Source organism: Micromonospora cynarisoli, from assembly GCF_030518815.1.
Classification (GTDB): Bacteria; Actinomycetota; Actinomycetes; order Mycobacteriales; family Micromonosporaceae; genus Micromonospora; species Micromonospora wenchangensis.
The window spans coordinates 6,277,936-6,303,021 of record NZ_CP130426.1 but is presented as its reverse complement, the minus strand read 5'-3'; the positions used below and the strand labels follow the sequence as shown (position 1 = coordinate 6,303,021).

Annotated in this window: 16 protein-coding genes and 1 pseudogene; 4 read left to right on the top strand and 13 right to left on the bottom strand. The window is 73.0% G+C overall.

The genetic code is table 11. The features are described 5' to 3' along the window. Positions 1–4 precede the first annotated feature (4 nt). Positions 5–2,410 carry a putative bifunctional diguanylate cyclase/phosphodiesterase gene (locus Q2K16_RS27745; RefSeq protein WP_302741098.1) on the bottom strand — a complete coding sequence of 802 codons (2,406 nt, stop codon included), beginning with the start codon at positions 2,408–2,410 and terminating at the stop codon, positions 5–7. A gap of 109 nt (positions 2,411–2,519) precedes the next feature. On the opposite strand from Q2K16_RS27745, the gene ilvD reads away from it, so the two are divergent. Then, the gene (gene ilvD / locus Q2K16_RS27740; RefSeq protein ID WP_302741097.1) at positions 2,520–4,367 is read left to right on the top strand and encodes a dihydroxy-acid dehydratase; all 1,848 of its coding nucleotides are present in this window, start codon (positions 2,520–2,522) and stop codon (positions 4,365–4,367) included. Positions 4,368–4,511: 144 nt separating this feature from the next. On the opposite strand, the gene Q2K16_RS27735 is transcribed toward ilvD, so the two are convergent. The 10 genes and pseudogenes from Q2K16_RS27735 to Q2K16_RS27690 form a co-directional block, all read right to left on the bottom strand. Next, entirely contained in the window at positions 4,512–4,637 is a 126-nt protein-coding gene (locus Q2K16_RS27735) for a hypothetical protein (protein WP_302741095.1), read from the bottom strand. 151 nt (positions 4,638–4,788) lie between these two features. Next, the gene (locus Q2K16_RS27730) at positions 4,789–6,804 is read right to left on the bottom strand and encodes a DNA/RNA helicase domain-containing protein (protein WP_302741094.1); all 2,016 of its coding nucleotides are present in this window, start codon (positions 6,802–6,804) and stop codon (positions 4,789–4,791) included. Positions 6,805–6,912: 108 nt separating this feature from the next. Further along, entirely contained in the window at positions 6,913–8,817 is a 1,905-nt protein-coding gene (locus Q2K16_RS27725; RefSeq protein WP_302741093.1) for a DUF2075 domain-containing protein, read from the bottom strand. 93 nt (positions 8,818–8,910) lie between these two features. After that, a complete protein-coding gene (locus tag Q2K16_RS27720; RefSeq protein ID WP_302741092.1) occupies positions 8,911–9,282 on the bottom strand; it encodes a nucleotide pyrophosphohydrolase in 372 nt (123 codons plus the stop codon). Positions 9,283–9,533: 251 nt separating this feature from the next. Next, the gene (locus Q2K16_RS27715; RefSeq protein WP_302741091.1) at positions 9,534–11,198 is read right to left on the bottom strand and encodes a SulP family inorganic anion transporter; all 1,665 of its coding nucleotides are present in this window, start codon (positions 11,196–11,198) and stop codon (positions 9,534–9,536) included. A gap of 110 nt (positions 11,199–11,308) precedes the next feature. Continuing rightward, positions 11,309–11,635 (bottom strand): annotated as a pseudogene (locus tag Q2K16_RS27710) (ArsR/SmtB family transcription factor); the annotation flags it as partial. A gap of 245 nt (positions 11,636–11,880) precedes the next feature. Further along, a complete protein-coding gene (locus Q2K16_RS27705; protein ID WP_302741089.1) occupies positions 11,881–14,352 on the bottom strand; it encodes a glycoside hydrolase family 2 protein in 2,472 nt (823 codons plus the stop codon). Next, complete coding sequence (locus Q2K16_RS27700; protein WP_302746636.1) at positions 14,349–15,194, bottom strand: carbohydrate ABC transporter permease; 846 nt, start codon at positions 15,192–15,194, stop codon at positions 14,349–14,351. Before Q2K16_RS27700 ends, Q2K16_RS27705 begins: the two co-directional genes overlap by 4 nt. 56 nt (positions 15,195–15,250) lie before the next feature. Next, the gene (locus Q2K16_RS27695; protein WP_489671817.1) at positions 15,251–16,264 is read right to left on the bottom strand and encodes a carbohydrate ABC transporter permease; all 1,014 of its coding nucleotides are present in this window, start codon (positions 16,262–16,264) and stop codon (positions 15,251–15,253) included. A gap of 48 nt (positions 16,265–16,312) precedes the next feature. Further along, a complete protein-coding gene (locus Q2K16_RS27690) occupies positions 16,313–17,590 on the bottom strand; it encodes an ABC transporter substrate-binding protein (protein WP_302741088.1) in 1,278 nt (425 codons plus the stop codon). 385 nt (positions 17,591–17,975) lie between these two features. On the opposite strand from Q2K16_RS27690, the gene Q2K16_RS27685 reads away from it, so the two are divergent. After that, a complete protein-coding gene (locus tag Q2K16_RS27685; protein ID WP_302741087.1) occupies positions 17,976–18,995 on the top strand; it encodes a LacI family DNA-binding transcriptional regulator in 1,020 nt (339 codons plus the stop codon). A 28-nt stretch (positions 18,996–19,023) separates the two neighbouring features. On the opposite strand, the gene Q2K16_RS27680 is transcribed toward Q2K16_RS27685, so the two are convergent. Next, positions 19,024–21,594: a putative bifunctional diguanylate cyclase/phosphodiesterase gene (locus Q2K16_RS27680; RefSeq protein WP_302741086.1), complete on the bottom strand. Its 2,571-nt coding sequence runs from the start codon at positions 21,592–21,594 to the stop codon at positions 19,024–19,026. Between the two features lie 178 nt (positions 21,595–21,772). On the opposite strand from Q2K16_RS27680, the gene Q2K16_RS27675 reads away from it, so the two are divergent. Continuing rightward, positions 21,773–22,147 (top strand): PH domain-containing protein, encoded by a 375-nt coding sequence (locus Q2K16_RS27675; RefSeq protein ID WP_302741084.1) that lies wholly within the window; start codon positions 21,773–21,775, stop codon positions 22,145–22,147. A gap of 33 nt (positions 22,148–22,180) precedes the next feature. On the opposite strand, the gene Q2K16_RS27670 is transcribed toward Q2K16_RS27675, so the two are convergent. After that, on the bottom strand, positions 22,181–23,107 hold the full coding sequence (locus Q2K16_RS27670; protein ID WP_302741082.1) for a 2-hydroxyacid dehydrogenase: 927 nt from the start codon (positions 23,105–23,107) through the stop codon (positions 22,181–22,183). A 167-nt stretch (positions 23,108–23,274) separates the two neighbouring features. On the opposite strand from Q2K16_RS27670, the gene Q2K16_RS27665 reads away from it, so the two are divergent. Further along, the gene (locus Q2K16_RS27665) at positions 23,275–25,080 is read left to right on the top strand and encodes a GAF domain-containing SpoIIE family protein phosphatase (RefSeq protein WP_302741080.1); all 1,806 of its coding nucleotides are present in this window, start codon (positions 23,275–23,277) and stop codon (positions 25,078–25,080) included. Positions 25,081–25,086: the final 6 nt, after the last annotated feature.

Below are 25,086 nucleotides of genomic sequence, written 5' to 3'. Positions count from 1 at the left end.
TGGTTCACGAACGGGGGACGCCATCCCCGTCGGGGGTCTCGTCAACCGGCCCGGCCTGCGCGGACTCGTCGTACGCGGGGCGCGGGGCGGGCACCGGCGGGGACGCCGGTGGGTGGGATCGCAGCCGGGGCAGCAGCGGCGACGGGGTGGGTCGCAGCGGCGGGGGCGGCGGGGGCGACGCGGGGCGGGCGCCCGGCGAGGTGGCCGCCTCCAGCATCGCCTCCAGGTGCTCCGCCGGCACCCCCCAGCCGAAGAGCGCGCCCTGACCGAACCGGCAGCCGGCGGCGACCACCGCGGCCAGCTCGGCCGGGTTGGTGACCCCCTCGGCGATCACCTCCAGGCCGAGCTGGTGACCCAGCCGCATGACGATGTCGACCATCGGGGCGAAGGCCGGCCCGTCCCGGCCCACCGGGCGGACCGGCTCGTGCTCGGCGACCAGACTGTGGTCGATCTTGAGGATGTCGATCGGCAGCCGGCGCAACTGCCCCAGCGACGAGTACCCCGCACCGAAGTCGTCGAGCGCGATCCGTACCCCGGTCCGCCGCAGCGCGGTCAGCCGGCGGATCAGCTCGTCCAGGTCGGTGGCGACGGCGTGCTCGGTGACCTCCAGCACCAGCCGCTGCGGCGGCACGTGGTGAGCGCGCAGCGCCTCGGCCACCTGCACCACGTACTCCGGGGCGTGCAGCTCGCGCGGGGAGACGTTGACCGACACCCACACGTCGTGGCCGTCGGCCAGCCAGCGGGACAGCTGCCAGCACGCCTGGTGCAGCACCCAGGCCCCCAGCTTGGCGATCATCCCGCACTCCTCGGCCAGCGGGATGAACTCGTCCGGCCGGACGTTGCCCAGCTCGGGATGGTGCCAGCGCAGCAGCGCCTCGGCGCCCACCGGCCGCACCGAGGGCAGCGACGCCACCGGCTGGAAGGCCAGCCGCAGCTCGTCGCGCTCGATCGCGCCACGCATCTCGTGCTCCAGCCGGGTACGCCGGGTCAGCAGCTGGTCGAAGCTGCCGTCGTACCGCTCGATCCGGTTCTTGCCGCGCTGCTTGGCGTAGCGCAGGGCCAGGTCGGCGTGGCGCAGCAGGCCGACCACGTCCGGGTCGTCGCCGCCCTGCCCGGCCACCCCGATGCTGACCGAGAGGAAGACCGCCCCGCCCTCCTGGTCGTACGGCCGGCCGAGCACCCCCAGCAGCCGCTCGGCCACCACGTCCGCGTCGGCCGGACGGCCCCGCATCAGCACCGCGAACTCGTCGCCGCCGAGCCGGGCGGCCAGGTCACCGGGGCGCAGGTTGCTGCGCAGCCGCCGCCCCACCTCGGCGAGCACCATGTCGCCGACGTCGTGGCCGCGCATGTCGTTGACGTTCTTGAAGCCGTCCAGGTCGAGGCCGAGCAGCACGTGGTCGCCGCCCTCGGTGGCGCAGCGCTGCATCTCCCGCAGCAGGCCACGCCGGTTGGCGAGGGTGGTCAGCGGATCGGTGTGGGCCAGCTCCCGGAAGTGCGCCTCCCGGTCGGCCAGCCGGTGGGCGTAGCTGCGGACGTCGTTGAGGGTGAGGTACTGCCGGGTGACCAGGGCGAAGCCCTCCAGGCTGCCGGCGATGATGCCCAACGCGTCGAACCGGCCGCCCTGGACGAGGTGGTACATCGCCGAACCGGCCATCGCCACCATCGGGACGAAGGCGTACTCGCCGTCGCGGCGGATCAGGTCGATGTCGACCTGGCCGGGGGCGTCCACCCGGTGCACGGCGAGCGCCCCGGCGAGCATGCCCACGGCGAGCAGCGCGGCACCGGCCAGCGCCATCGCCGAGCCGCCCTGGCAGACCCCGGCGGCCAGGCCGAGACCTCCGGTGGCGGTCGTGGTGATGCCGACGCCGAGCACGGCCAGCCGGGTCCGTGGGCCGTCGGCGCGGGCCACCACGATCGCGGTGAGGCCGGCGGTGAGCGCCACGGTCACCGACGCGAGCAGGATGGCCGGGCAGGCGCTCGGCGTCGCCGGCCCGAGCAGCCGGGTCGGCTCCGAGAAGAGCACCCAGCCGACGAACCAGATCGCGGCGGCCACGGTCAGCCCGTCGAGCAGCAGCCGCGCGGCGGCGGCCCGGGCCACCATCGCGCCGGGCAGGCGGAGCAGACCCGCGCAGTAGCCGAGCCCGCTCAGCGCGGTGCCGACCGCGATCAGTGACGGCCAGCCCATTCCCTGACCGCGCGGGTGCGCCCCGTGCTCGGTCGCGCCGAGCACCGCGACGGTGCCGGCGACCAGGGTGCCCAGGGCGATCGTGGCGGCCACGGCGAACAGCAGGTGCGCCTGGCGGTGCGGCCCGCCGCGCCGCCGGGCCGAGTCGGCCAACAGTGCGGTGGCGGCGACGGCGAGCAGGCCGCTCAACACCGCCACGGCGACCATGCCCGGGGGTAAACGCACGACCCAACTGTGCCGGATCGGCACCCGCTACGGGGTACCGGGTGTGCAACTGTTGGGACACGGCGCGCGCGGTGGGAGCCGCCCGCCGGACGGTGCAAGACTGGTACCCATGCCTGAGCTGCGGTCGAGGACCTCCACCCACGGTCGGACGATGGCCGGCGCCCGGGCCCTCTGGCGGGCCACCGGGATGACCGACGACGACTTCGGCAAGCCGATCGTCGCCATCGCGAACAGTTTCACCCAGTTCGTCCCCGGTCACGTCCACCTGAAGGACATGGGTGGCCTGGTCGCGGACGCGGTGGCCGAGGCCGGCGGGGTGGGGCGCGAGTTCAACACCATCGCCGTGGACGACGGCATCGCCATGGGCCACGGCGGGATGCTCTACTCACTGCCCAGCCGGGAGCTGATCGCCGACGCGGTCGAGTACATGGTCAACGCGCACTGCGCGGACGCGCTGGTCTGCATCTCGAACTGCGACAAGATCACCCCCGGGATGCTGCTGGCCGCGCTGCGGCTCAACATCCCGACGGTCTTCGTCTCCGGCGGCCCGATGGAGGCCGGCAAGACGGTGGCGATCGAGGGCGTCGTGCACTCCAAGATCGACCTGATCGACGCGATGATCGCCTCCTCCAACGAGGCGGTGACCGACGACCAGCTCGGCGAGATCGAACGGTCCGCCTGCCCGACCTGCGGCTCCTGCTCCGGCATGTTTACCGCCAACTCGATGAACTGCCTCACCGAGGCGATCGGCCTGGCCCTGCCGGGCAACGGCTCGACGCTGGCCACCCACGCCGCGCGCCGGTCGCTGTTCGTGGAGGCCGGCCGGACCGCAGTCGAGATCGCCAAGCGCTGGTACGACCACGACGACGCCTCCGTGCTGCCCCGCGCCGTCGCCAACCGCAAGGCGTTCGACAACGCAATCGCCCTCGACGTGGCGATGGGCGGGTCGACCAACACGATCCTGCACCTGCTCGCCGCCGCCCGCGAGGCCGAACTCGACTTCGGCGTCGCCGACATCGACGCCATCTCACGGCGGGTGCCCTGCCTGGCCAAGGTCGCCCCGAACTCGCCGAACTACCACATGGAGGACGTGCACCGCGCCGGTGGCATCCCGGCCATCCTCGGTGAACTCGACCGCGCCGGCCTGCTGCACCGCGACGTGCACGCCGTGCACTCCCCCTCGCTGGCCCAGTGGCTCACCGACTGGGACATCCGGAGCGGCTCACCCACCCCCGAGGCTGTCGAACTGTTCCACGCCGCGCCCGGCGGGGTGCGTACCGTCGAGCCGTTCTCCACCACCAACCGCTGGTCCACCCTGGACACCGACGCCGCGCAGGGTTGCGTGCGGGACCGCGAGCACGCCTACACCGCCGACGGCGGGCTGGCCATCCTGCACGGCAACCTCGCGCCCGAGGGCTGCGTGGTGAAGACCGCCGGGGTGCCCGAGGAGTGCCTGACCTTCCGGGGCCCGGCCAAGGTCTACGAGTCGCAGGACGACGCCGTCGCGGCGATCCTCGCCAAGGAGATCGTCGCCGGAGACGTCGTGGTGATCCGCTACGAGGGCCCCAAGGGCGGCCCCGGCATGCAGGAGATGCTCTACCCCACCTCGTTCCTCAAGGGGCGCGGGCTGGGCCGGTCCTGTGCGCTGCTCACCGACGGCCGGTTCTCCGGCGGCACCTCCGGGCTGTCCATCGGGCACGCCTCCCCCGAGGCGGCCTCCGGCGGGCTGATCGCCCTGGTCGAGCCGGGCGACGAGATCGTCATCGACATCCCGGCCCGGTCGATCGAGCTGAACGTGCCCGACGACGTGCTGGCGGCCCGCCGGGTGGCGCAGGAGAAGCGGGACCGGCCGTACACCCCGCTCGACCGGCAGCGCCCGGTGTCCGCGGCCCTGCGCGCGTACGCCTCGATGGCCACCTCGGCCAGCGACGGCGCGTACCGCCGCGTCCCGGAGTAGCCCGGCCCGGCGTCGTCGGGCCGGGTTGATCGACTCCACGTCGGCGAGGTAGCGGTATCCCCACCACGGGACACCGCTACCTCGCCCCCAACGTGTCGATCAACCGCCAGCCGGCCCTGGACGGGTTGCCGAAACCGGCGGTGGTCAGTGCGCCAGGACGACGAACCGCACCGGCTCGTTGAGCACCGCTGCCGCCCCCGGTAGGTCTGCCAGGCGGGTCGCCAGGGGCGCGCGGGCGAGCCGTTCGGGGAGCGCGACCCCGAACTTCAACCCGGCGAGCGCCCGCGTGTTGACCTCGGGCAGGCAGGGCCGCTGTGCCGCCTCGGCGACCAGGGCACGCCACTGTGTCCGGTCGAGGTCCGCCCCGGAGCCGCACCGTGTAGTAGTCGTGCCGGGTCCACCAGCTCGACCAGCGTCGCGGTCAGGGTCGCGTTGCGTCCGATGTGGATTTCCGCGGTGCCATCGGTCCCGCTGCCTCCCGCCTGCTCCGCTCTGCGCCAGTGCGCTCCACTCCGGGCGCCACCACCGGTGCACGACGACGGGGTGCGGGAATCAGCCGGGACAGGAATTCCTGCGTCTCCGGATCGACCGAGTAGAGCAGGGTGCCGTACAACCCTCGGGTGAGCAACACTTTGTACGCGTTGCGGATCAGCCTGTCGGCATTCCGCGCCTTGACCCGCCCGTCCTTCGAAACCAGCTTGGGATCCCGGGACTCACCCGGCCGGGTGATGAACCGACCGCCGCGCACCACCAGGTCCGGCCCCAGAATCACTCCTGACCAGTGGTACTCGAAACCCTGGGCGGTGTAGACGCAGCCGATCTGGCGGAAGCCACCCGGATCAGTCGCCCAGTAGGAACTCGACGGGATGCCGGGGGGCGGATGCTCCTCGAAGGCGTTCCACGGACGCGCCCACCCGTCGATGCGCACGTCCAACGCCAGCCGGCCACCCTGGGAGTGCAACGTCCACGGCCAGCAGAATCCCGCCGAGATCCTGGCCGTCTCACCCCGACCGTCGCGCGACCGGAGGATCAACTCCATCTCCTCGGGAGAACCCGCCAACCCCAACCGGAAGCTCTCGTCCCCGGTCCACCGGTACGGACCCGCGTCGTCCAACCCCAGCAGGCAGCGCACCCACCGCTCGTAGCGCGGGCTTCCACCGCACCGGAACTGGGCACCCAGGGTGACCAGGTCCACCTCCAGACCGAGGCGCTCGGCCGCCTCCGTGATCGCGGCGACGCTGCCGACCTCGTCCGACCGCACGATCTGGTGGTCGTCGAGGAGGAACACCGGCACTTTCGCCGCGTCGATCAACTCCTCCACCTGGGGGCGGGGGGACGACACACCCACCAAGGCGCGTGTGCTGCCGGTTCGCCTGCCCAGCGTCGTGTACTCCCGGATGCGGTGCGCCTCGTCGCAGATCAGCACGTCGAGGCTGTCCCTGCGGGTGTCGCTGAAGTGCATGAAGTACTTGAAGAGCCGGTCCGACCGCCGGGCCGGGTGCAACGGTTGCCTGCGGGCGTAGAGCTGCAGGGTACGGGTGAACGCCTTCGAGCCGGTCGCATGATTGACCTGTCGCCCCTGCCCCAGCAGGTCGGCGAAGAGGTCGAGCGCGATGGCGCTCTTGCCGGTGCCCGGTCCGCCACAGACCACCACCACCCGCTTGCGCCGGCCCGCATCCGCCCAGCGAACCGCCCGCATGACCAGTTCGTACGCCGCACGCTGCTCGTCCAGCAGGACGAAGTGTCCCCGGTCGCCCACCTCGTCCGACGCGAGTGCCAGCAGCCGCGCGCTCTGCCGTACCGGACTGGTCAGTAGCCGGTGCACGGCCCGACCGTCCCGATGCCTGGCAAACCTTCCCGCCAGGTAGTCGGGGAACCGCTCGGCGCGGTCCGGCGTGTAGAGCATGTTGCGGAACGTCCGGGGCGACGGTCGATCGGGGATGCTGTCGGCAGTGGCGTTGTGCAGATACGCCATGCCGTGGACCGCCTCCGGCCATTCCCGCAGCCGCTCGAGGTGGTCCACCAGATAGGAGCAGTAGGCCTCGACCTGCACCGAGGGGTGCAGGAGTGGCTTCGATGTCCACGACCCCCGCAGCAGGTAGCCCTCATCGTCGTGTCGCTCGGCCGCGCTCCACTGTTTCAGCTCAAGCACCAGATAGGCCGGGCGCAGGGTGAACGGCGTGGCACCGGCCAGGATGACATCGACCCGGTGACTGCTGCGGGGAAGCTGGTACTCCACCAACGCGTCGAGGTCACCGAACCCGAGGGCGCAGAGGTGCCGGGCGAGCGCGGGCAGACTCCTGCGCCACGACTCCCGCTCGGGCTCCTGCACCGAGAACCCGGCGGCGAGCAGATGCGCGCCGACCTCGTCGACCAGTCGCCCCGCGTCGGCCAACTCCAGGATCCGGGCAGGTGTGGTCTGGTACGCCGACGCCACAAGGCCCCCCCGGGCACGAGAATCTCGTGCGGTGGGGGCATGTCCATCACGGGAAGCCCGTCGATCCGCTCAACCGACCGTCACCCTAGCGACACCCTGCGACCGCCGCTACCCGGCATCCCGCGCGAAACGGACCTCCGGTGGGTGCTCGACCCGGACCAGCCCCCGCAGGTATTCGCGCGTCTCCGGGTCCGTCGCGTACAGCACGGTGCCGCGCATCCCCCGGGTGAGCAGCACCTTGTAGGTGTTGCGGATGAGCCGCTCCGCCTCCTCGTCGCTGACCGTCTTGCGGCTGCGGAACGCGGGATCCCTCGACTCCTCCCGCCGGGGCACCAGCCGGCCGTCCCTGGCAACGAGGTCCGGGCCGACGATGACACCCGACCAGTCGTACTCGAAGCCCTGTGCGGTGTAGACGCAGCCGACCTGACCGATGCCGTTCGGGTCGGTGGCCCAGTAGGCACTGCCTGGGGCGTCGCCGATGCTGCGGTCGCTCTTGACGTTCCACGGCCGGGCCCAGCCGCCGATCGTCACGTCCGACACCAGTGTGCCGTCCGGTCGCGGATCACTCCACGGCCAGCAGTAACCGGCCGACATCCTGGCCGTGCCACCGTCTGCCTGCCGGTCGACGAGCCACTCCTCCAGTTCCTGCGGCGACTCGACGACCCGCACGTCGAAGCGGCCGTCGCCGGTCCACACCGTCGGTTCGTCGCCGTCGAGGCCGAGCAGGTCCAAGACCCACTGCTCGTATGCCTCGCTGCCACCACAGCGGAACTGGTCGTGCAGCGCGACGACGTCGACCTCCAGCCCCAGCTTCTCGGCAAACGCCGAAATGACCTCGACGTTGCCCAACTCGCCCGGCTTGACCACCTGGTGCTCGTCGAGGAGGAAGACCGGTACCCGGGCGACGGAGACGAGTTCCTCCAGCTGCGGGCGGGCCCGCTCCCGACGGGCTTTCGTCGTGTACCGGTTGACCGAGGTCTCCCGTACCCGGTGAGCCTCGTCGCAGATCAGCACCTCGATGTCGTTGGTGCCGGCGTCCATGAAGCTGTTGAAGTACTTGAACAGGCTCTGCAGCCGGGTGGAACCCCGGCCGGCGTAACGGCGCAGGGTCTGCGTGAAGGACCGGGAACCGGTGGCGTGCAGCACCGACCGGTTCTGCCGGGCCAACTCGCCGAGCACCGACAGGGCGATGACGCTCTTGCCGCTTCCCGGCCCACCGGCCACCACCACCGCCCGCTTGTGGTTTGCCGTCCGGGCCCGTTCCACCGCGTGCATGACCAACTCGTACGCGACGTGCTGCTCGTCGAGGAGGGTGAAGTGCGAACGTTCCTTCAGCTCGGTCGCGGCGTAGGCGAGCAGGTGCCGGCTGGGACGCACGGTGCTGGCGAGGAACCGGTCGGCGGCGTCCGCGCCCGAACTGGCGGCCAACCGGGTCCGCAGATACTCGAGCCACCGGCCCCGACGCTGGCCGGTGAAGACGCGGCTCTGCTCGGTGGCCGGTCGGTCGAGCAGATCACTCACGTCCCGGTCCACGGCGTTGTGCAGGTACGCGACCCCGCTCAACCGTCCCGGTTCGCGGCCCAGGACGCCGAGGAAGTCGCCGAGGTAACGGCAGTAGTCGGCGACCTGGACGCCCGGATGCAGCCGTGGGCCACGGGCGTGTTCGACGGCCACCAGGGTGTCGGAGTCCTCGTAGGCGGTGGCGTGGCTCCACTGCTTCAACTCGACCACGAGGTAGGCGTCGTCCCCGGTGCGCGGGTCGGAACCCGCCAGCACCGCGTCCACCCGGCGGCTGGTCAACGGAAGCTGGTACTCCACCAGCACCTCGACCTGGGGCAGGCCCGCGTCGACGAGGTCCTGGGCCAGCACCGGAAGGCTGCGCGACCACGCCCGCTTCTCGGCGGGAGCCACCCCGTGACCACTGCTCCTCAGCCGCTCGGCCAGGGCATCGACCAGTCCGCCGTCGGAGGCGAGACGCAACAGACCAGCAGCAGACGAACGGTAAGCCGACACAGCGAGCGCCTCCGGGCAGCACAGGATTGCCGGTGGTCCATCGCATGGACCGTTCTCCGACTCCGGAACCCTACCCAGAAGACCGATTCGGGGCTACGTACGTTTGGCGGCGGACCCCCGTACCTCGTCGGCCGGATACCGGCGGGCGACCTCCACCAGCTTGTCATCCGCTGCGGCGAGCAGGTCGATCCCGAGCACATCGGCCAGCCGGGTCAGGTAGATCATGACGTCGCCGATCTCGGCCCGCACCCGACCGCCCCGTTCCGCGTCGGCCATCACCCGGGTCGCCTCGTCGGGGGTCAGCCACTGCAGTTCCGCGAGCAGTTCACCCACCTCGCCGGCCAGTGCCATCGCCAGATTCTTCGGTGTGTGGAACCGTTGCCAGTCCCGGTCCTCGGCGAACTGCCGGAGTTGCGCGGTCAGTTCCACGATTGTCGCGGGGCCGCGCCTGGGGGTTTCATCCATCACATCTCCCGACGTCGCCATACGGCCTGGTTGCGGGCCGCCAGGATACTCACCGACCGTTGTTTACACCCAGGCCGGCCAGTTCCTGATCATGGGGCATCGAACCACCGTGGTCGCTACCCAAGTCGTAGTCAAGATCGGATTGATCGGCTCCACGTCAGCGATGTTGCGGTATCCCCGCGTGGGGATACCGCAACATCGCCCCCGAAGAGTCGATCAATCCGCGACCCGATCCGGCTCGCCGGCTGGGATCAGGTGGGGACGGGGCCGCGGAGCAGGTCGCGGGCGTGGGCGATGGCGGCCGGGGTGTCGGGGAAGACCAGTCCGTCGCGGCGCAACTCGTCGGCCACCCCGAGGGTCGAAAGCACCTGGTCGTGGTCGGGGGTGATGCCGGAGAGCAGGACGGTGATCCCCCGTCCGCGCAGCCGCCCGATGGCGTCGCCGAGCACGTGCGCGCCGGTGGCGTCCAGCGCCGACACCCGGGACATCCGCAGGATGACCACCCGGACGTCGGCCACCTCGGACAGTTCCAGCAGGAAGGTGTGCGCGGCGGCGAAGAACAGCGGCCCGTCCAGCCGGTACGCCACGATGTGCTCGGCCAGCAGGGCGTGTTCCTCGTCGCTGTGCTCGCCCCGGTCGAGCGGGACCTGTTCCAGCCGGGCGCTGCGGGCCACCGCGCGCAGCGCGATCACCACCGCCACGGCGACTCCGACGGCGACGGCGGTGACCAGGTCCCAGGCGACCGTGACGACGAAGGTGAGCACCAGCACCAGGGCGTCGCCCCGGGTGGCGCGGGCCAGTGCCCACAGCGATCCGGCCTCGATCATGCGTACCGTGGTGGCGAGCAGCACCCCGGCGAGCGCGGCGAGCGGAATCCGGCCGACCAGCGGGGCGGCGGCCAACACGATCGCGGCGAGCGCCACCGCGTGGGTGAGCGCGGCCAGCTTCGACGCCGCGCCGGCCCGGACGTTGACGGCCGTGCGGGCGATGGCGGCGGTGGCCGGGATGCCGCCGAACACGGGTGAGGCGAGGTTGGCCAGGCCCTGACCGAACAGTTCCCGGTCCGGGTCGTGCCGTTGCCCGACGGTCATCCCGTCGGCGACGGTGGCCGACAGCAGGCTCTCCAGCGCGGCGAGCGCGGCCACCGCCAGCGCCGACGGCAGCAGCACGCCGACCGCGCCGGGGTCGAGGAAGCCCAGCGACGGCGCGGGCAGCCCCTGCGGCAGGGTGCCGATCCGCACCAGGTCGAGCGGGAGGGTCTCGGCGAGGACGGTGGCGGCGGCCACCCCGAGCAGCGAGAACGGTACGCCGGGCCGGAAGCGTGCGCCGAGCAGCATCAGCGCCGCCACCCCGAGCGCGACGGCCAGCGCCACCGGCCGGGGGTGTACGGCGAACCGGGCGACGGCGTCGGCGGCGACGGCCCACACCCGGTCGCCGTGCGCGTCGGTGACGCCGAGCGCGGCGGGCACCTGTTGCAGGGCGATGACCACGGCGATGCCGGCGGTGAAGCCCTCGATGACGGGGGTGGGCAGGTAGCGGACGTAGCGGCCGAGGCGGGCCAGGGCGAGGGCGATCAGCAGCAGGCCGGCCAGGGCGCCGACCATCAGCACCCCGGTCGGGCCGAACTGCTGCACCACCGGCACCAGTACCACGGTCATCGCCCCGGTGGGGCCGGAGACCTGGAGGTGGGAGCCGCCGAAGACGGCCGCCACCGCCCCGGCGACGACGGCGGTGACCAGCCCGGCCTGCGCGCCCAGCCCGGAGGTGACGCCGAAGGCGAGGGCCAGCGGCAGGGCCACCACGGCCACGGTCAGCCCGGCGACCAGGTCGCGCCGGGGTGAGCGGCGTACCGCCTGCCAGTCGGCGCGGTCGGGCAGCAGGCCGAGGACCCGGTCGGCGACGGCGGCGGCGCTCACCGGCCGGGCCGGGCCGGCGGGCCGTTCGTGACGTGGGCGCGTGGCCCGTCGCCGGCTCCGGCGGGGCCGGGTGGTCCGGCGGCGGGTGCGGTGCTGCCGGCGGTCGGCTCGGTGCCGGCGCGGAGTTCGTCGAGGAGGGCGTCGCGGTCGGTGAGGACGGTGCCGAGGATGCGTCGGCCGGCGGCCAGTAGGTCGGCCACGTCGGGGGTGCTCAGCGAGTACATGACCAGCGGGCCGTCCCGGTAGGAGGTGACCATACCGGCCCGGCGCAGCACGGCGAGCTGCTGGGAGAGGTTGGACGGCTCGACCTCGATGACGGCGAGCAGGTCGCGGACGGGCTTCGGCCCGTCCTGGAGCAGTTCGAGCACCCGGATGCGCACCGGGTGCCCGAGGGTGCGGAACAGCTCCGCCTTGGCCTGGTACAGCGGGACCGACACCCGTGGCCTTCTTCCGTCGACAACGTGAACACTTTAGCACTTGCGAAATTATTCAAGTCACCTGTCGCGTGGTTCGTGACTCCCGATTCGTGGCCGGGCCTCGTGGCGTGCCCCGGCAGGTCCGCCGGGGGCACGCCACGAGGGTCAGTCGGATGCCGGGAGCCGTCGGAGTCGGCGCGGATCCGGGCTGTCGAGGGGCGGCCCGCTCTGCGCCGGCCGGGGGCGCCGGCCAGCGACCCTTCCGGTCAGCCCGTCGGGGCCACGGCCGCGTCGTCGACCAGGTCGTTGACGCAACGCAGCACCGGCCTGGTGGTCAACGCCGCCGGGTCCAGCGGGGTGCCGGAACTCACCGTGAACGTGACGGACTCCCCCGGCAGCAGGGTGACCAACGCGGTGTCCACCTCGGCGGCCGGGTCGAGCCGGTCCGGGAACAGGGTCAGGTCACGCAGCACGGTCCGCGCGGTGACCCGGACCCGCTGGCCGCCGTCGACCGGTTCCACCGTGGCCCCGTAGCGGGCCGCCGGCCAGTGCGCGTCCCGGTCCTCGGCGAAGAACCACAGGGCCCGCTCGGCGGTGTCACCGGCCTCGGCGACCAGCAACTCCCGGCGCTCCTCCTCGGCCACCGCCAGGTCCGCCGGCAACGGCACCGTCACCGCCGCGTACGCGGGCACGTCGAGCGGGTACGAGGTCTTCGCCCTCGGCTCGCCGGTCAGGGTGGACCGGGTCACCGTCACCGGGGCCCGCCACGGGACGCCTGTCTCGTTCACCGCGATCAGGACCAGCCCGCCGTCGCGGGGCTGGACGGTGAGTAGCCGGTCGGCGTACGCCCGGCGCAGCGCGTACCACAGGGGTTTGCGGCGGCCGTCGCCGTCGACCGCCGACCAAGAGGTGACCGGCCAGCAGTCGTTGAGCTGCCAGACGATGGTGCCTGAGCAGACGTCCCGGTGCGCGCGGAAGTGTTCCACCCCCAGTTGGATGGCCCGCGCCTGGTTGAGCTGGGTCAGGTAGTGCCAGTCGTCGAAGTCGGCCGGGGCGGGCAGGTGCGCGTCGAGGCCGCGTCGCAGCTTGGCGTCCCCGTCGGCGGCCTTCTGGTGGTGGGCCATCCCCGGCGAGTCGGGCGCGAGCGGATCGTCGGACAACGCCCGGCGCAGCGTCGCGTACGCCGGGGGCGCCTGGTAGCCGAACTCGGCGACGAACCGGGGGACGTACGCGCGGTACTTCGTGTAGTCGTCGGTGTTCCAGACGTCCCAGATGTGCGTGCTGCCGTGCGCCGGGTCGTTGGGGTGGACCGCCTCACTGCCCGACCACGGGCTGCCCGGCCAGTACGGTCGGGTCGGGTCCAGTTCGTCCACCACCCGGGGCAGCAGGTCGAGATAGAAACCGCGCCCCCAACTCCGACCGGCCAGCGGCTCCTGCCAACCCCAGTCGTGCCAGCCCCAGATGTTCTCGTTGTTGCCGGTCCAGAGCACCAGCGACGGGTGCCCGGCCAGCCGGGTCACCTGCTCCCGCGCCTCCGCCTCGACCTCCGTGCCGAACGGCTCCTCCTCCGGGTAGGCCGCGCAGGCGAACAGGAAGTCCTGCTGCACCAGCAGGCCGTGTTCGTCGGCGAGGGAGTAGAAGTCGGTCGACTCGTACCGGCCGCCGCCCCAGACCCGCAACAGGTTGACGTTGGCGTCGGCGGCCTGGGTGAACCGGTGGGCCAGCCGGTCCCGGGTGACCCGGGTCGGGAACGCGTCGTCGGGGATCCAGTTGACCCCCCGGACCAGCACCGGCACGTCGTTGACGTGCAGGGTGAACGGGGTGCCGTGGGCGTCGGGGGTGGTGTCCAGGCGTACCGAGCGGAACCCGACCCGCTGCGACCAGGTGTCCAGCGGGCGACCGTCGGGCGTCGACAGGGTCACCGTCAGCGGGTGCAGCGGCTGTGCGCCGTACCCCCGGGGCCACCACAGCTCCGGGGCGGCGACGGTGAGCGTCAGCGCGGCCGTGCGCCGCCCGGCCGGGACGGTCGCCTCGCCTGTCACGCCGGCGACCTCGGCGCGGACGGTCAGTGGCGTGTCCGTCGCCCGCTCGACCGCGACGTGCAGCTCCACCCGGCCCTGCCCGTCGACGACCGTCACCAGTGGACGAACCGTGTCGAGCCGGGCGGTGGACCAGGCGTGCAGCCTGATCTCCTGCCAGATCCCGGCGGTGACCAGCGTCGGCCCCCAGTCCCAGCCGAAGTTGCAGGCCATCTTGCGGATGAACGGGAACGGCTCCGGGTAGGCGTTGGGCCGGTCGCCGAGCCGGTCCCGCTGCGCCTCGGCGTACCGGTACGCCGAGTCGAACCGGACGGCGAGGGTGTTCTCCCCCGGCCGCAGCGCCGGGGCCAGGTCGAACCGGTACGACCGGTGCATGTTGGCGGTGCGGCCGACCTCGACGCCGTTGAGGGTGATCGTGGCGACCGTGTCCAGCCCGGCGCAGGCGAGGTCGACCCGGTCGTCGTCGCCGGGCCGGTGCACGAACGTGGTCGCGTACTCCCAGTCGGTGCGGCCGATCCAGGCAAGCGTCGTCTCGTTGGCGTCGAGGTAGGGGTCGTCGATCAGACCGGCGGCGAGCAGGTCGGTGTGTACGCAGCCCGGCACGGTGGCGGGCACCGCTCGGCCGGCGACGGCGTCGGGCACCTGCGGCCCGGACACCGCCCGCAACTGCCATCCCTCGTGCAACGCCTGACGGTTCACGACTTCACCGCGCCTTCCATGATTCCCCGGACGATCTGCCGGCCGCCGATGACGAGCATCACCAGCAGCGGGACCGTGGCGACGAACGCCCCAGCGAGCACCCGACGGTAGATGACGTAGTTGCCGCTCGCCAGATCGGAGACGGCCACCATCGAGGTCGGGTAGTCGGTGCCGCTGAGCGTGATCAGCGGCCACTGGAAGTCGTTCCAGGTGGCCACGAAGGTGAGCAGGCCCAGCACCGCCAGGGCCGGACGGATCGCCGGGAGCGCGATGCTGCGGTAGATCCGCATGGTGGTCGCCCCGTCGACCCGGGCCGACTCGACCAGTTCGTCGGGGACGCTGTTGACGATGAACTGCCGCATGTAGAACACCCCGAACGCGGTGACCAGGCCGGGCGCGATGACCGCCAGCAGGGTGCCGTTCCAGCCGAGCCGGCCCATCACGATGTAGAGCGCGACGATGCCGAGCTGGTTGGGCACGGTGAGGGTGAGCACCACGAGCAGCATCAGCGCGTTGCTGCCCCGGAACCGCAGCTTGGCGAAGGCGAACCCGGCCAGCGAACAGAAGAACAGCACCGAGGCGGTCACCACGGTCGACACGATGAAACTGTTGATCAGGGAGGCGGCGAAGTAGACGTCCTGGAGGGAGAAGACCTCCCGCACGTTGGCCAGGAACCGGTCGCCGGGCACCACCGCCGGGGGCAGCTGCGCCAGCGCCTCGTCGTCGCTGGTGGCGATGACGAACATCCAGTACAGCGGGAACGCGGCGAACAGGAAGGTCAACGACAGCAGCAGGTACGTGCCGAGGCCGGCCGGGGTGTCCTGCGGCGCGCGACCCGACAGGGCGGGCCGGTGCCGTCTGCGGACCGGCGCGGTGGGTCGCGGCGGGGCGACGGCGCTCACCGGCGACCTCCCGACAGGCGGTTGGTGAGCAGGGTGTTGAGCCCGGTCACCAGCAGGATGATCAGGAACAGCGCCCAGGACATCGCGGCGGCGAAGCCGAGGTTGAGGTCCTTCCAGCCGACCTTGTAGATGAGCTGGGCGATGGTCTGCCACTCGCCGTTCGGCCCGCCGGTGGCGGCCTGCGCGTTGAGGTCGAACAGCATCGGCTCGGTGAACAGTTGCAGCCCGCCGATGGTGGACAGCACCACCGTGAACACGATCACCGGCTGGATCATCGGCACGGTGATCCGCCAGAGCTGCCGCCACGGGCCGGCCCCGTCGATCGCGGACGCCTCGTAGACGTCGCGCGGGATGGACTGCATGGCGGCCAGGTAGAGCAGGGCGTTGTAGCCGATCCACTTCCAGTTGACCATAGTGGCGACGGCGATCCAGGCGTGCGGCTTGTCGGCCCGCCAGTCGATCGCCGCGTCCCCCGTACCGCCGATGCCCACCTCGGCGAGCAGCCAGTTCGCCATCCCGAAGCTGCGGGAGAAGAACACGCTGAACACCATCGTCGAGGCCACGATCGGGGTGACGTACGGCAGCAGCACCCCGACCCGCCACCAGGTCTGCGCCCGCAGCTTGCGGTTGAGCAGCGACGCGACCACCAGCGCCAGCAGCAGTTGCGGCACCGAGGAGAGCAGGAAGATCCCGACCGTGTTGTACAGCGCGTTCCCGAAGTCCTCGTCACCGGCGAGCCGGGTGAAGTTCGCGAACCCGGCCCAGTAGGGCAGGGTGGGGTCGTCGAGCCGGTAGTTACGCAGCGCGACGACCCCGTTGAACAGCAGCGGGAAGAGCCCGAAGACGCCGAACAGCAGGAAGAACGGCGCGACCATCAGGTAGGGCAGGTAGCGCAGGTCGAACCGGTACAGCCGGTCGCGCCAGCCGGGCGACAGGTCACCGGCCCCGGAGGCGGCACGCTCCGGCCCGGTGCGGTGACTCGACGGCGGCACGGCACGGGTGGTGGACACGGGGCACCTCCAGGGCCGGGGACGGTACGGGGGCGGGGCGGCGTACGGTCAGGAGGTGCGGGCCTTCTCCGCCTCCTTGACCGCCTCGGCCCAGGCGGCGTCCGGCTTCAGGGTTCCGTTCTGCACCCGGGTGATGACGTTCTCCACCGCGACCCGGGTCGGGCCGTTCCTCTTGCCCAGGTACTGCGGGGTGAGCCCCTGCGCCATCTTCGGGAAGATCTGCCCGACCGGCGCGTCGTGGAAGAACGGGTTCTTGAACTCGGCGATCGCCGGGTCGGCGTAGAGCGCCGGCTGCGAGGGCAGGTTGCCGACCTTCTTGAAGATCTCGATCTGCTGCTCCGGCTGGATGAGCCACTCCAGCAGCTCGTACGCCTCGTCGACGTGCCTGCCCTGCTTGGGGATGGTGAGGAACGAGCCGCCCCAGTTGCCGCCACCGCCGGGCACCGTGGCGATGTCCCACTTGCCCCGGGTGCCGGGCGCGGTGTCCTTGATGTGGCCGAGCATCCACGCCGGGCAGGCGAGGACGGCGAACGAGCCGGCGGTGAAGCCCTTGTCCCAGTCGGCCTGGAAGCTGGCCAGGTTGGCCGAGAGACCGGCCTGGACCGCCCTGATCGTGTAGTCGAAGGCGACCTTGGGGCCCTGCTCCATCCGGAGTTGTTCCTGCTCGTCGTAGAAGCCGACGGGCTGCTGGCCCAGGATCGGGTTGAACAGGTTGGTGCCGGAGTCGAGGAACTTCTTCTTCGTCCGGCCGGTGTAGTCCTGGCCGACCTCGATGAACCTGTCCCAGGTGGGCCAGAGGGCGGAGACCTGGTCGCGGTCGGTGGGCAGCCCGGCGGCGGCGAACAGGTCGGTGCGGTAGCACATGGCCAGGCCGCCGACGTCGGTGCCGAGGCCGATCTGGGTCCTGCCGTCGGCCGACAGCGACTGCTTCCACTTCCACGGCAGGTACCTGCTCTCGTACGAGCCGGCACCCTTGTCGAGCAGGTTGACGAACTTGTCGGACTGGCTGCGGAACTGGACCATGAAGCCCTCGTCGATGGCGGCGATGTCGGCCGCCCCGGAGCCGGCGACGAGCTTCTTCTGGAGATCCTCGTGCTGGGCGTTGTACTCGCCCGAGTTGAGTTGGACCTTGATGTTGGGGTGGTCGGCCTCATAGCGGGTCTTGAGGTCCTGGAGACCGAAGTCGCCCCAGAAATTGATCTTCAGGGTGACCTGGCCGCCGCCGTCCGAGCCGGTGGCGCTCTTGCCGCTGCACGCCGCGACCAGCGTCAGGCTGACGACGCCGACCGCCGCCGCGCGGGCCCAGCGGGTCCAGGACCGTGTCATCTCATCCTCCGCGCACGCGATGGAGACGCCCTCGATATCGAGGAACGTCGACTGAACCGGATAAGTGAGGCCACCGTACGGGCCACCCCGCGCACTGTCAACGGCCGGTCAACAGCGCCGCCGACAGGTAACCCGGAGGCGCTCCAGAAGCCCTGCCGAAGCCCTGGAACATGCCTTCCGGCAGGTGGAAGGCTCCCCCGCCACCGGTGGCGTCGCACAACCGAACGGCACACTTAACCGAGCAAGCGAATCAGCCACCACCGTCGACCGGGACGGACCGCGGCCGGGGACGACGGCCGGACCGGGCACCGGTAGCGTGAGGACCGCCGGCGACCCCGGCCCGAGGACGGCCTGCCCAGGCCGCGAGAAGTGGAGGAAACCGCCGGTGAAGCGGCCCACCATCGCCGACGTCGCCCGACGCGCCGGAGTGTCCAAGGGCGCGGTGTCGTACGCGCTCAACGGGCAGCCGGGCGTCTCCGAAGCCACCCGGCAACGCATCCTGGCGATCGCCACCGAGATCGGTTTCAGCCCGAGCAGCGCCGCCCGCGCGCTCTCCGGCGCCACCGCCAACGCCGTCGGCCTGGCCCTGTGCCGACCGGCCCGGATCCTCGGCATCGAACCGTTCTTCATGGAGCTGATCAGCGGCGTCGAGGCCGAACTCTCCGCCCGGTCGTACGCGCTGACCCTCCAGGTGGTGGCCGACCAGGAGGCGGAGATCGCGGTCTACCGCCGGTGGTGGGCCGAACGGCGGGTCGACGGGGTCCTCGTCTGCGACCTGCGGACCGACGACATCCGGGTGCCCGCCCTGGAGGAGCTGCAACTGCCCGCCGTGGTGATCGGCGGGCCGAGGCACACAGGCACGCTGGCCCACGTCTGGTCGGACGACGCGGCGGCGCTCGCCGAGGCGGTGGAGTACCTGGTCGCCCTCGGCCACCGCAAGATCGCCCGGATCGGCGGGCTGCCGTCGCTGCTGCACACCGAGATCCGTACGGACGCCTTCGCCGAGGTGTGCGGCCGGCTCGGGCTCACCGACGCGGCGACCGTGTGGTCGGACTACACCGGCGAGGAGGGGGCCCGCGCCACCAGGCGGCTGCTCAGCTCCGCCCAGCGCCCCACGGCGGTGATCTACGACAACGACGTGATGGCGATCGCCGGGCTCGCCGTGGCCCAGGAGATGGGCCTCGGCGTTCCCGCCGACCTGTCCATCGTGGCCTGGGACGACTCCCCGCTCTGCCAGCTGGTGCACCCGCCGCTGACCGCGCTCGGCCGGGACATCCCCGCCTACGGCGCGCACGCCGCCCGCCAGTTGCTCGCCGTCATCGCCGGTGAACCGGTGCGCGGGCTCCAGGACGAGACGGCGCACCTGACTCCGCGGGGCAGCACCGCGCCACCCCGGGCCAGGTGAACCGGTTCATCTCGATCCGGTCCCGCCGTCAGCGGGACGTCGTCGGAAACTCCTCGAAGTACGCCTCGACCCGCTCGGCCGTGGCCGGACGCGCCAACGCGAACCCCTGGCCGTACCGGCAGCCCGCCCGGGTGGCCCGCGCGACGTCCGGCTCCGACTCCAGCTCCGCCATCACCACGGTCACCCCCAGCCGCTCCCCCAGACCCACCACCACGTCGATCAACGGGCAGGACTCCTCGTCCGGGTCGACCGGCCGGGGCTGCACCTTCAACAGGTCGATCGGCAGCCGACGCAGCTGGGCCAGGGAGGCGTGCTCCGCCCGGAAACTGTCCAGCGCGGTGCGTACCCCCAGCGACCGCAGGCCGGCCAGCCGGGCCACCACCGTGGGCAGGTCGGCCCCGAGCCGCGGCTCGGCGATCTCCAGCACCAGTCGCTCCGCCGGGACGCCGTACCCGGCCAGCACCGCCGCCACCCGGGGCACCAGATCCGGTGCCAACAGCTCGGCGAGGGTGACGTTGACCGCCAGCCACAGCTGCCGACCCCCGGCCGACCAGTCGGCGAGCTGCCGGCAGGCCCGGTCGAGCACCCACCGGCCCAACTCCCCCAGCAGGCCGAGATCCTCGGCGACCGGCAGGAACTCGGCCGGCAGCACGGTGCCCAGCACCGGGCTGCGCCAGCGCACCAACGCCTCGATGCCGGCCGGTCGCCGGTCGGCCAGCGCGAGCACCGGCTGGTAGACCAGATCCAGCTCGCCCCGGGCCGCCGCCCCGGGCAGCTCCCGTTCCAGGTCCAGCCGGCGGACCAGCTCCTCCTCCAGGCAGACGTCATACCACTCGACCCGGTTACGGCCGAGCTGGACGGCCCGGCGGCGTGCCAGGTCGGCCTGGCGCACCGCGTCCTGCGGTGACGTCGCGGCCAGCTCGGTCAGGCCCACGCCGACCCGGAGCCGGCCCATCCCGGTCGGCACCGGGCACGGCTCGGTCAACGCGGTCAGCAGCCGCTCGCCCAACGCGTACGCCGGGACCGCACCGGTGTCGGTGACCACCGCGAACTCCTCCCCGGACAGCCGGGCGACCAGGTCCCGGGGGCCGACCACGTCACGCAGCCGGCGGGCGGTGGCGACCAGGAGCGGGTCCGGGTCGGCAGCATCCCGGGCCGGGCCGAGGCCGTGCACGTCCACCAGGAGCAGCGCGCCGGGGGTGCCGCCCCGCTCGTCGAGGACCCGCAGCAGCTCCCGCCGGGTGGACAGGCCGGTGAGCGGGTCGGTGGCCGCGGCCCGACGCCGCTCCCGCTCCAGCCGGTGGCGGTCACCGACGTCGCGGACGTGCAGCACCACCGCGGCCACCTCCGGCACGGTCCGCTGGTCACTCACCGTCGACTCGGTCTCCCGCCAGCCGCCGCCACCGGTACGCATCCGGGCCACCAGCAACGGCGCGACGGCGTCGCCCGGCGGCCCGGCCAGCCGGGCCAGGACGCCCGGCGCGTCGTCCGGATGCAGCAGATCGGCCAGCGCCCGTCCGCACACCGCCTCCCGCCGCAGCCCGAACCAGCGTTCACCGGCCGCCGAGAGCCAGCGCACCCGCAACCCGTCGTCGAGGACGAGGACCAGGTCACGACCGCCGGCGACCAGCGTGCGGAAGTACGCCTCGCGGGCGGCCAACCGCCCGGCCCACCGCCGCTGGTCGGCGGCGGAGATCAGTTCCCGGGCCACCAGCGGCGGAATCACCGCCAGCCCCAGCACGACGGCGGTCGGGGTGAAGCCGCCGACGAACGCCAGATGGCCGGCCGCCGCCACGGTCGCCACCGCCGCCGGTGCGGTCACCCGGGGCCAGGCCGGCGGCGGACCGGTCGGACCCGCCGGATCGCCGGCCACGACCCGGGCCATCCCGGAGGCCGTCAGCAGCGCCCCGCCGACCAGCAGCGGCACCGCGGTCAGCAGCGTCACGGTGGGGGTCCGGTAGGCCAGCAGCACCACCAGGCCGGCCAGGCCGAACAGGACGGCCGCCGCCCCGAGCAGGCACCGGGCCGTGTCGGGGCGGCGACGGTGCCCGGCCAGCGCGCCCACCAGCAGCCCGGCCAGGACACCCGCGCCCGCCACGGTGACCACCCGGACCACCGGTGGCACCGGGCCGGGCGGGACCAGCACCCAGCCGGCGAAGAGCAGGGCGGTGCCGAGGCCGAGCACGTCGACGCCACGCCGCCACCGGGCCCGGGGCGTCAGCCGGGAGTGGCCCGGCAGCAGGAACAGGCCGACCGCGTAGGCCAGCGTGGCCGCGCCGAGACCGGCCGCCGCGACCCCGGCCCGTCCGGACGCCGGTGCCAGCGGCAGCACCGCCACGCTCATCCCGACCACGGTCACCGCGATGTTGAGCAGGACGGCGGCCCGACGGCGGCGGTGGGCACGACGGTCCCGCCCACCGTCGGCGGTGAGGCGGAACAGCCGGGCGGCGGCCACGGCACAGCCGCCCGCGCCGGCCATCGTGGTGGCGGCCAGCGGCGGGACGGCGTCGACCAGGCCGGCGGTGACGAGGAGCGCGACCAGCACCGCGAGCACGACGGGTGCGGACGGTGGGCGACGCAGGGGGTGAGCGACGGTCACAGCGGTCGCCTTCGTGAGGGGGACACGGCGCGGTGCGACAGGGGGGTTAGCGATTCAACGCGGCATCAGCCTCCCGGTTACGCCCTACGGCCGTGACCTGCGTCACCAGTCAGCGTCGGTCGGGGCCGGTCCGCCGCCCGCCCGGCGCCGCCCCGGCCCCGGGTGGAATCATCGGGGGGTGAGTCGCGCCGACACCATCCGCTTCCGGCACAACCAGGCCATCCTGGTCGCGGCCGTCATCGCCACCATCGGCGCGCTGCCCCTGGCCGCCGCCCGGTGGTACCTGCTGCCGGTGCTGCTGGTCCCGCTGACCGTCGCGGTCTGGGCCTGGCGTTCCGGCACCGACGCCGACCCGCGCGGGCTGCGGCTGCGGGCCCTGGCCGGGGGCCGGCGCATCCCCTGGGAGCAGGTCGTCGAGCTGGCCGCCGACCCGCGCGGCCGGGCCGTCGTGCGGCTCACCGACGGGCACCAGCTGCCACTGCCCGCCGTCCGGGGCGTCGACCTGCCCCGGCTGGTCGCGGTCACCGGGCAGGCCCTACCGGACGCGCGCTGAGCGGGGCACCCACCGGCGGCCGACCTCCACCTGTCAGTAGCCGTCGACCACCGTGTTGATCAGCGGCGACCCCGCGACGAACCGCCGCACCTGCTCCCCCACCAGCCGGTACGCCCGGGGCAGCAGCCCGCGTACCGAACCGCCGACGTGCGGGGTGAGCAGCACGTTCGGCAACTCCCAGAGCGGATGGTCGGCCGGCAGCGGCTCCGGATCGGTCACGTCCAACGCCGCCCGCAGCCGCCCCGAGGTCAGCTCAGCCACCAGCGCCGGCGTGTCCGCCACCGGGCCCCGGGCGGCGTTGACCAGCAGCGCCCCGTCCGGCATGGCGGCGAGGAACGCGGCGTCGACCAGCCCCCGGGTGGCGTCGGTCAGCGGCACCAGCAGCACCACCACGTCGGCCTCCGGCAGCAGGCGCGGCAGCTCGGTCACCGCGTGCACCTCCTCGTCCGGCCGGGCGGTCCGGGCGACCAGGGTGAAGGTGACGTCGAACGGGGCCAGCCGGGCCCGGACGGCCGCGCCGATCGAACCGGCCCCGACGATCAGCACCCGCCTGCCGGTCAGCTCGTCGGTCGGCGCGACCCGGTCGTACGCCCACTCCCGGCGGGCCTGCGCGCGGGCCAGCTCGGGGAACCCGCGTAGCTGGGCGAGGATCGCGGTGACCACCCACTCGGCGGTGCCGGCGTCGTGCACCCCCCGGGCGTCGCAGAGGGTGACCCCGGCGGGCACCCGCCCCGTCCAGGCGTCCGCCCCGGCGGAGAGCAGCTGCACCACCGCCAGGTCGGGCAGCCGGTCCAGCATCGCCGTGGTGTCCACCCCGGCCAGGAACGGCGGCACCCAGAACCGGACGTCGGCGGCGTCACCTGGCGGATTCGCCGGGTCGGTCCACGGCTGTACCGTGACACCGGCCGGAACGCGACCGAGCAGCTCGACACCGGCGGGGTGCGGAATCCATACCTTCACACGTGCCGACGATAGCCCTGCGGCGACGGGCCGCGCCGACGGCCCGACCGTCCCCGCCGCACCTGGCGACGTCGCCCACGGACACGGGTGACGGCCACGCGGGACGGGTATAGGCGGGGGTCGGAACGCCGAACGGTGTCCTCCCCATGACGGCAGACAGGTGGTCGATGACCGAGCGCACCGGACGGCCGGACATGGACATCGCCGCGCTGGCCGATCCGGCCCGGCTGCGCTCGCTGACCGAGACCGGCCTGGACGCCGCGCCGGACGAGGCGTTCGACCGGTTCGCCAGGCTGGTCAGCGATCTGCTCGACGTGCCGGTGGCGCTGGTGTCGCTGGTCACCGAGACCCGGCAGTTCTTCCCCGGCGCGGTCGGGCTGCCCGAGCCGTGGGCCGCCCGCCGGCAGACCCCGCTGAGCCACTCGTTCTGCCAGCACGTGATCGACACCGAGATCCCGCTGGTGCTGCCGGACGCCCGGCTCTACCCCCGGGTACGGGACAACCTGGCCGTGCCGGAGCTGGGCGTGGTCGCGTACGCCGGGATGCCGCTGACCGACCTGGACGGCCGGGTGCTCGGCTCGCTGTGCGCGATCGACAGCAAACCCCGGGCCTGGACGAAGGCACAGCTGCGGACGCTCGCCGACCTGGCGGCGGCCTGCTCCTCGGAGTTGCGGCTGCGGATCGCGCTGGACGCGGCCGAGGCGGCCCGCCGGCTCGTCGAGCAGGCACACGAACGGCTCAACCTGCTCGCCTCGCTGAGCGAGGAGCTGACCGGGACGCTCGACGTGGAGACGGCGGTGGGGCGGTTGGCCGACGCGGTGGTGCCCCGGCTGGCCGACTGGGCCATGGTGACCCTGATCGACCAGGGCGGCACGCCCCGCTGGGTGACCGCCGTGCACCGCGACCCGGCCCGCGCCGCCGACGTCGCCCGGTTCGGCGAGGTGGCGCTGCGCCGCCTCGGCCCCGCCTCGGTCACCCGGACGGTGCTGCGCACGGGCCAGCCGGTGCTGCGCGGCGTGGCCGACCTGGACGACGTCAGGCGGGCCAGCGACGCCCCGGAACTGGTGGCCCTCGCCGGGCGGCTGGGCTTCGCCTCGCACCTGACGGTGCCGGTGCCGGCCCCCGGCCGGGGCACGGTGATGGGCGCGGTCACCCTGGTCAACGGGCCCGACCGGCGGGCCTTCGACGACGACGACCTGGGCACCGCGTTGGAGATCGGCCGCCGCGCCGGCCAGGCGGTCGGCAACGGCTGGATCTACGGCGAGCAGCGGCACGTCGCCGAGGTGCTGCAACACAGCATGCTGCCGCAGTTGCCGCAGAGCCCGTGGGTGGAGCTGGCGGCCCGCTACCAGCCGGCCGCCGACCGGGTGGAGGTGGGCGGCGACTGGTACGACGCCTTCGTCCAGCCCGACGGCGACCTGGTGGCGGCGATCGGCGACGTCGCCGGCCACGACATCGAGGCCGCCGCGACCATGGGGCAGCTGCGCAACCTGGTGCGGGGCAACGCGTTCGGTCGGGACGACCCGGTCGAGGAGCTGATGCGGCGGTTGGACGCCACCATCTCGGGGTTGCGCATCCCGACCGCCGCCACGGCGGTGCTGGCCCGGCTGCGGCCGGTCGCGGGCGGCGTGGCGGTCACCTGGTGCAACGCCGGCCATCCCGCGCCGCTGCTGGTCACCGCCGACGGCACGGTACGGCTGCTCGACGGCCGGCGGGAGCCGCTGCTGGGGCTGACCCGGCCGACCCCGCGTACCGGGGCGGAGGTGCTGCTCGCCCCCGGGGACACCCTGCTGCTCTACACCGACGGGCTGGTGGAGCGGCGGGACCAGTCGATCGACGAGGGGATGGCCCAGTTGTGCGCCCGGGTCGCCGCCGCCGGGGCCCGTCCCGCCGCCGACCTGTGCGACCTGCTGCTCGGCTCCGAGCAGCGGCGCGAGGACGACGTGGCGCTGCTGGCCCTGCGGGCCCGCTGAGGCGTC

Coding starts and splice junctions, on each gene's coding strand:
- ilvD (WP_302741097.1), top strand. CDS start 2,520: ATGCCTGAGCTGCGGTCGAGGACCTCCACCCACGGTCGGACGATGGCC.
- Q2K16_RS27720 (WP_302741092.1), bottom strand. CDS start 9,282: ATGGATGAAACCCCCAGGCGCGGCCCCGCGACAATCGTGGAACTGACC.
- Q2K16_RS27690 (WP_302741088.1), bottom strand. CDS start 17,590: ATGACACGGTCCTGGACCCGCTGGGCCCGCGCGGCGGCGGTCGGCGTC.
- Q2K16_RS27665 (WP_302741080.1), top strand. CDS start 23,275: ATGACCGAGCGCACCGGACGGCCGGACATGGACATCGCCGCGCTGGCC.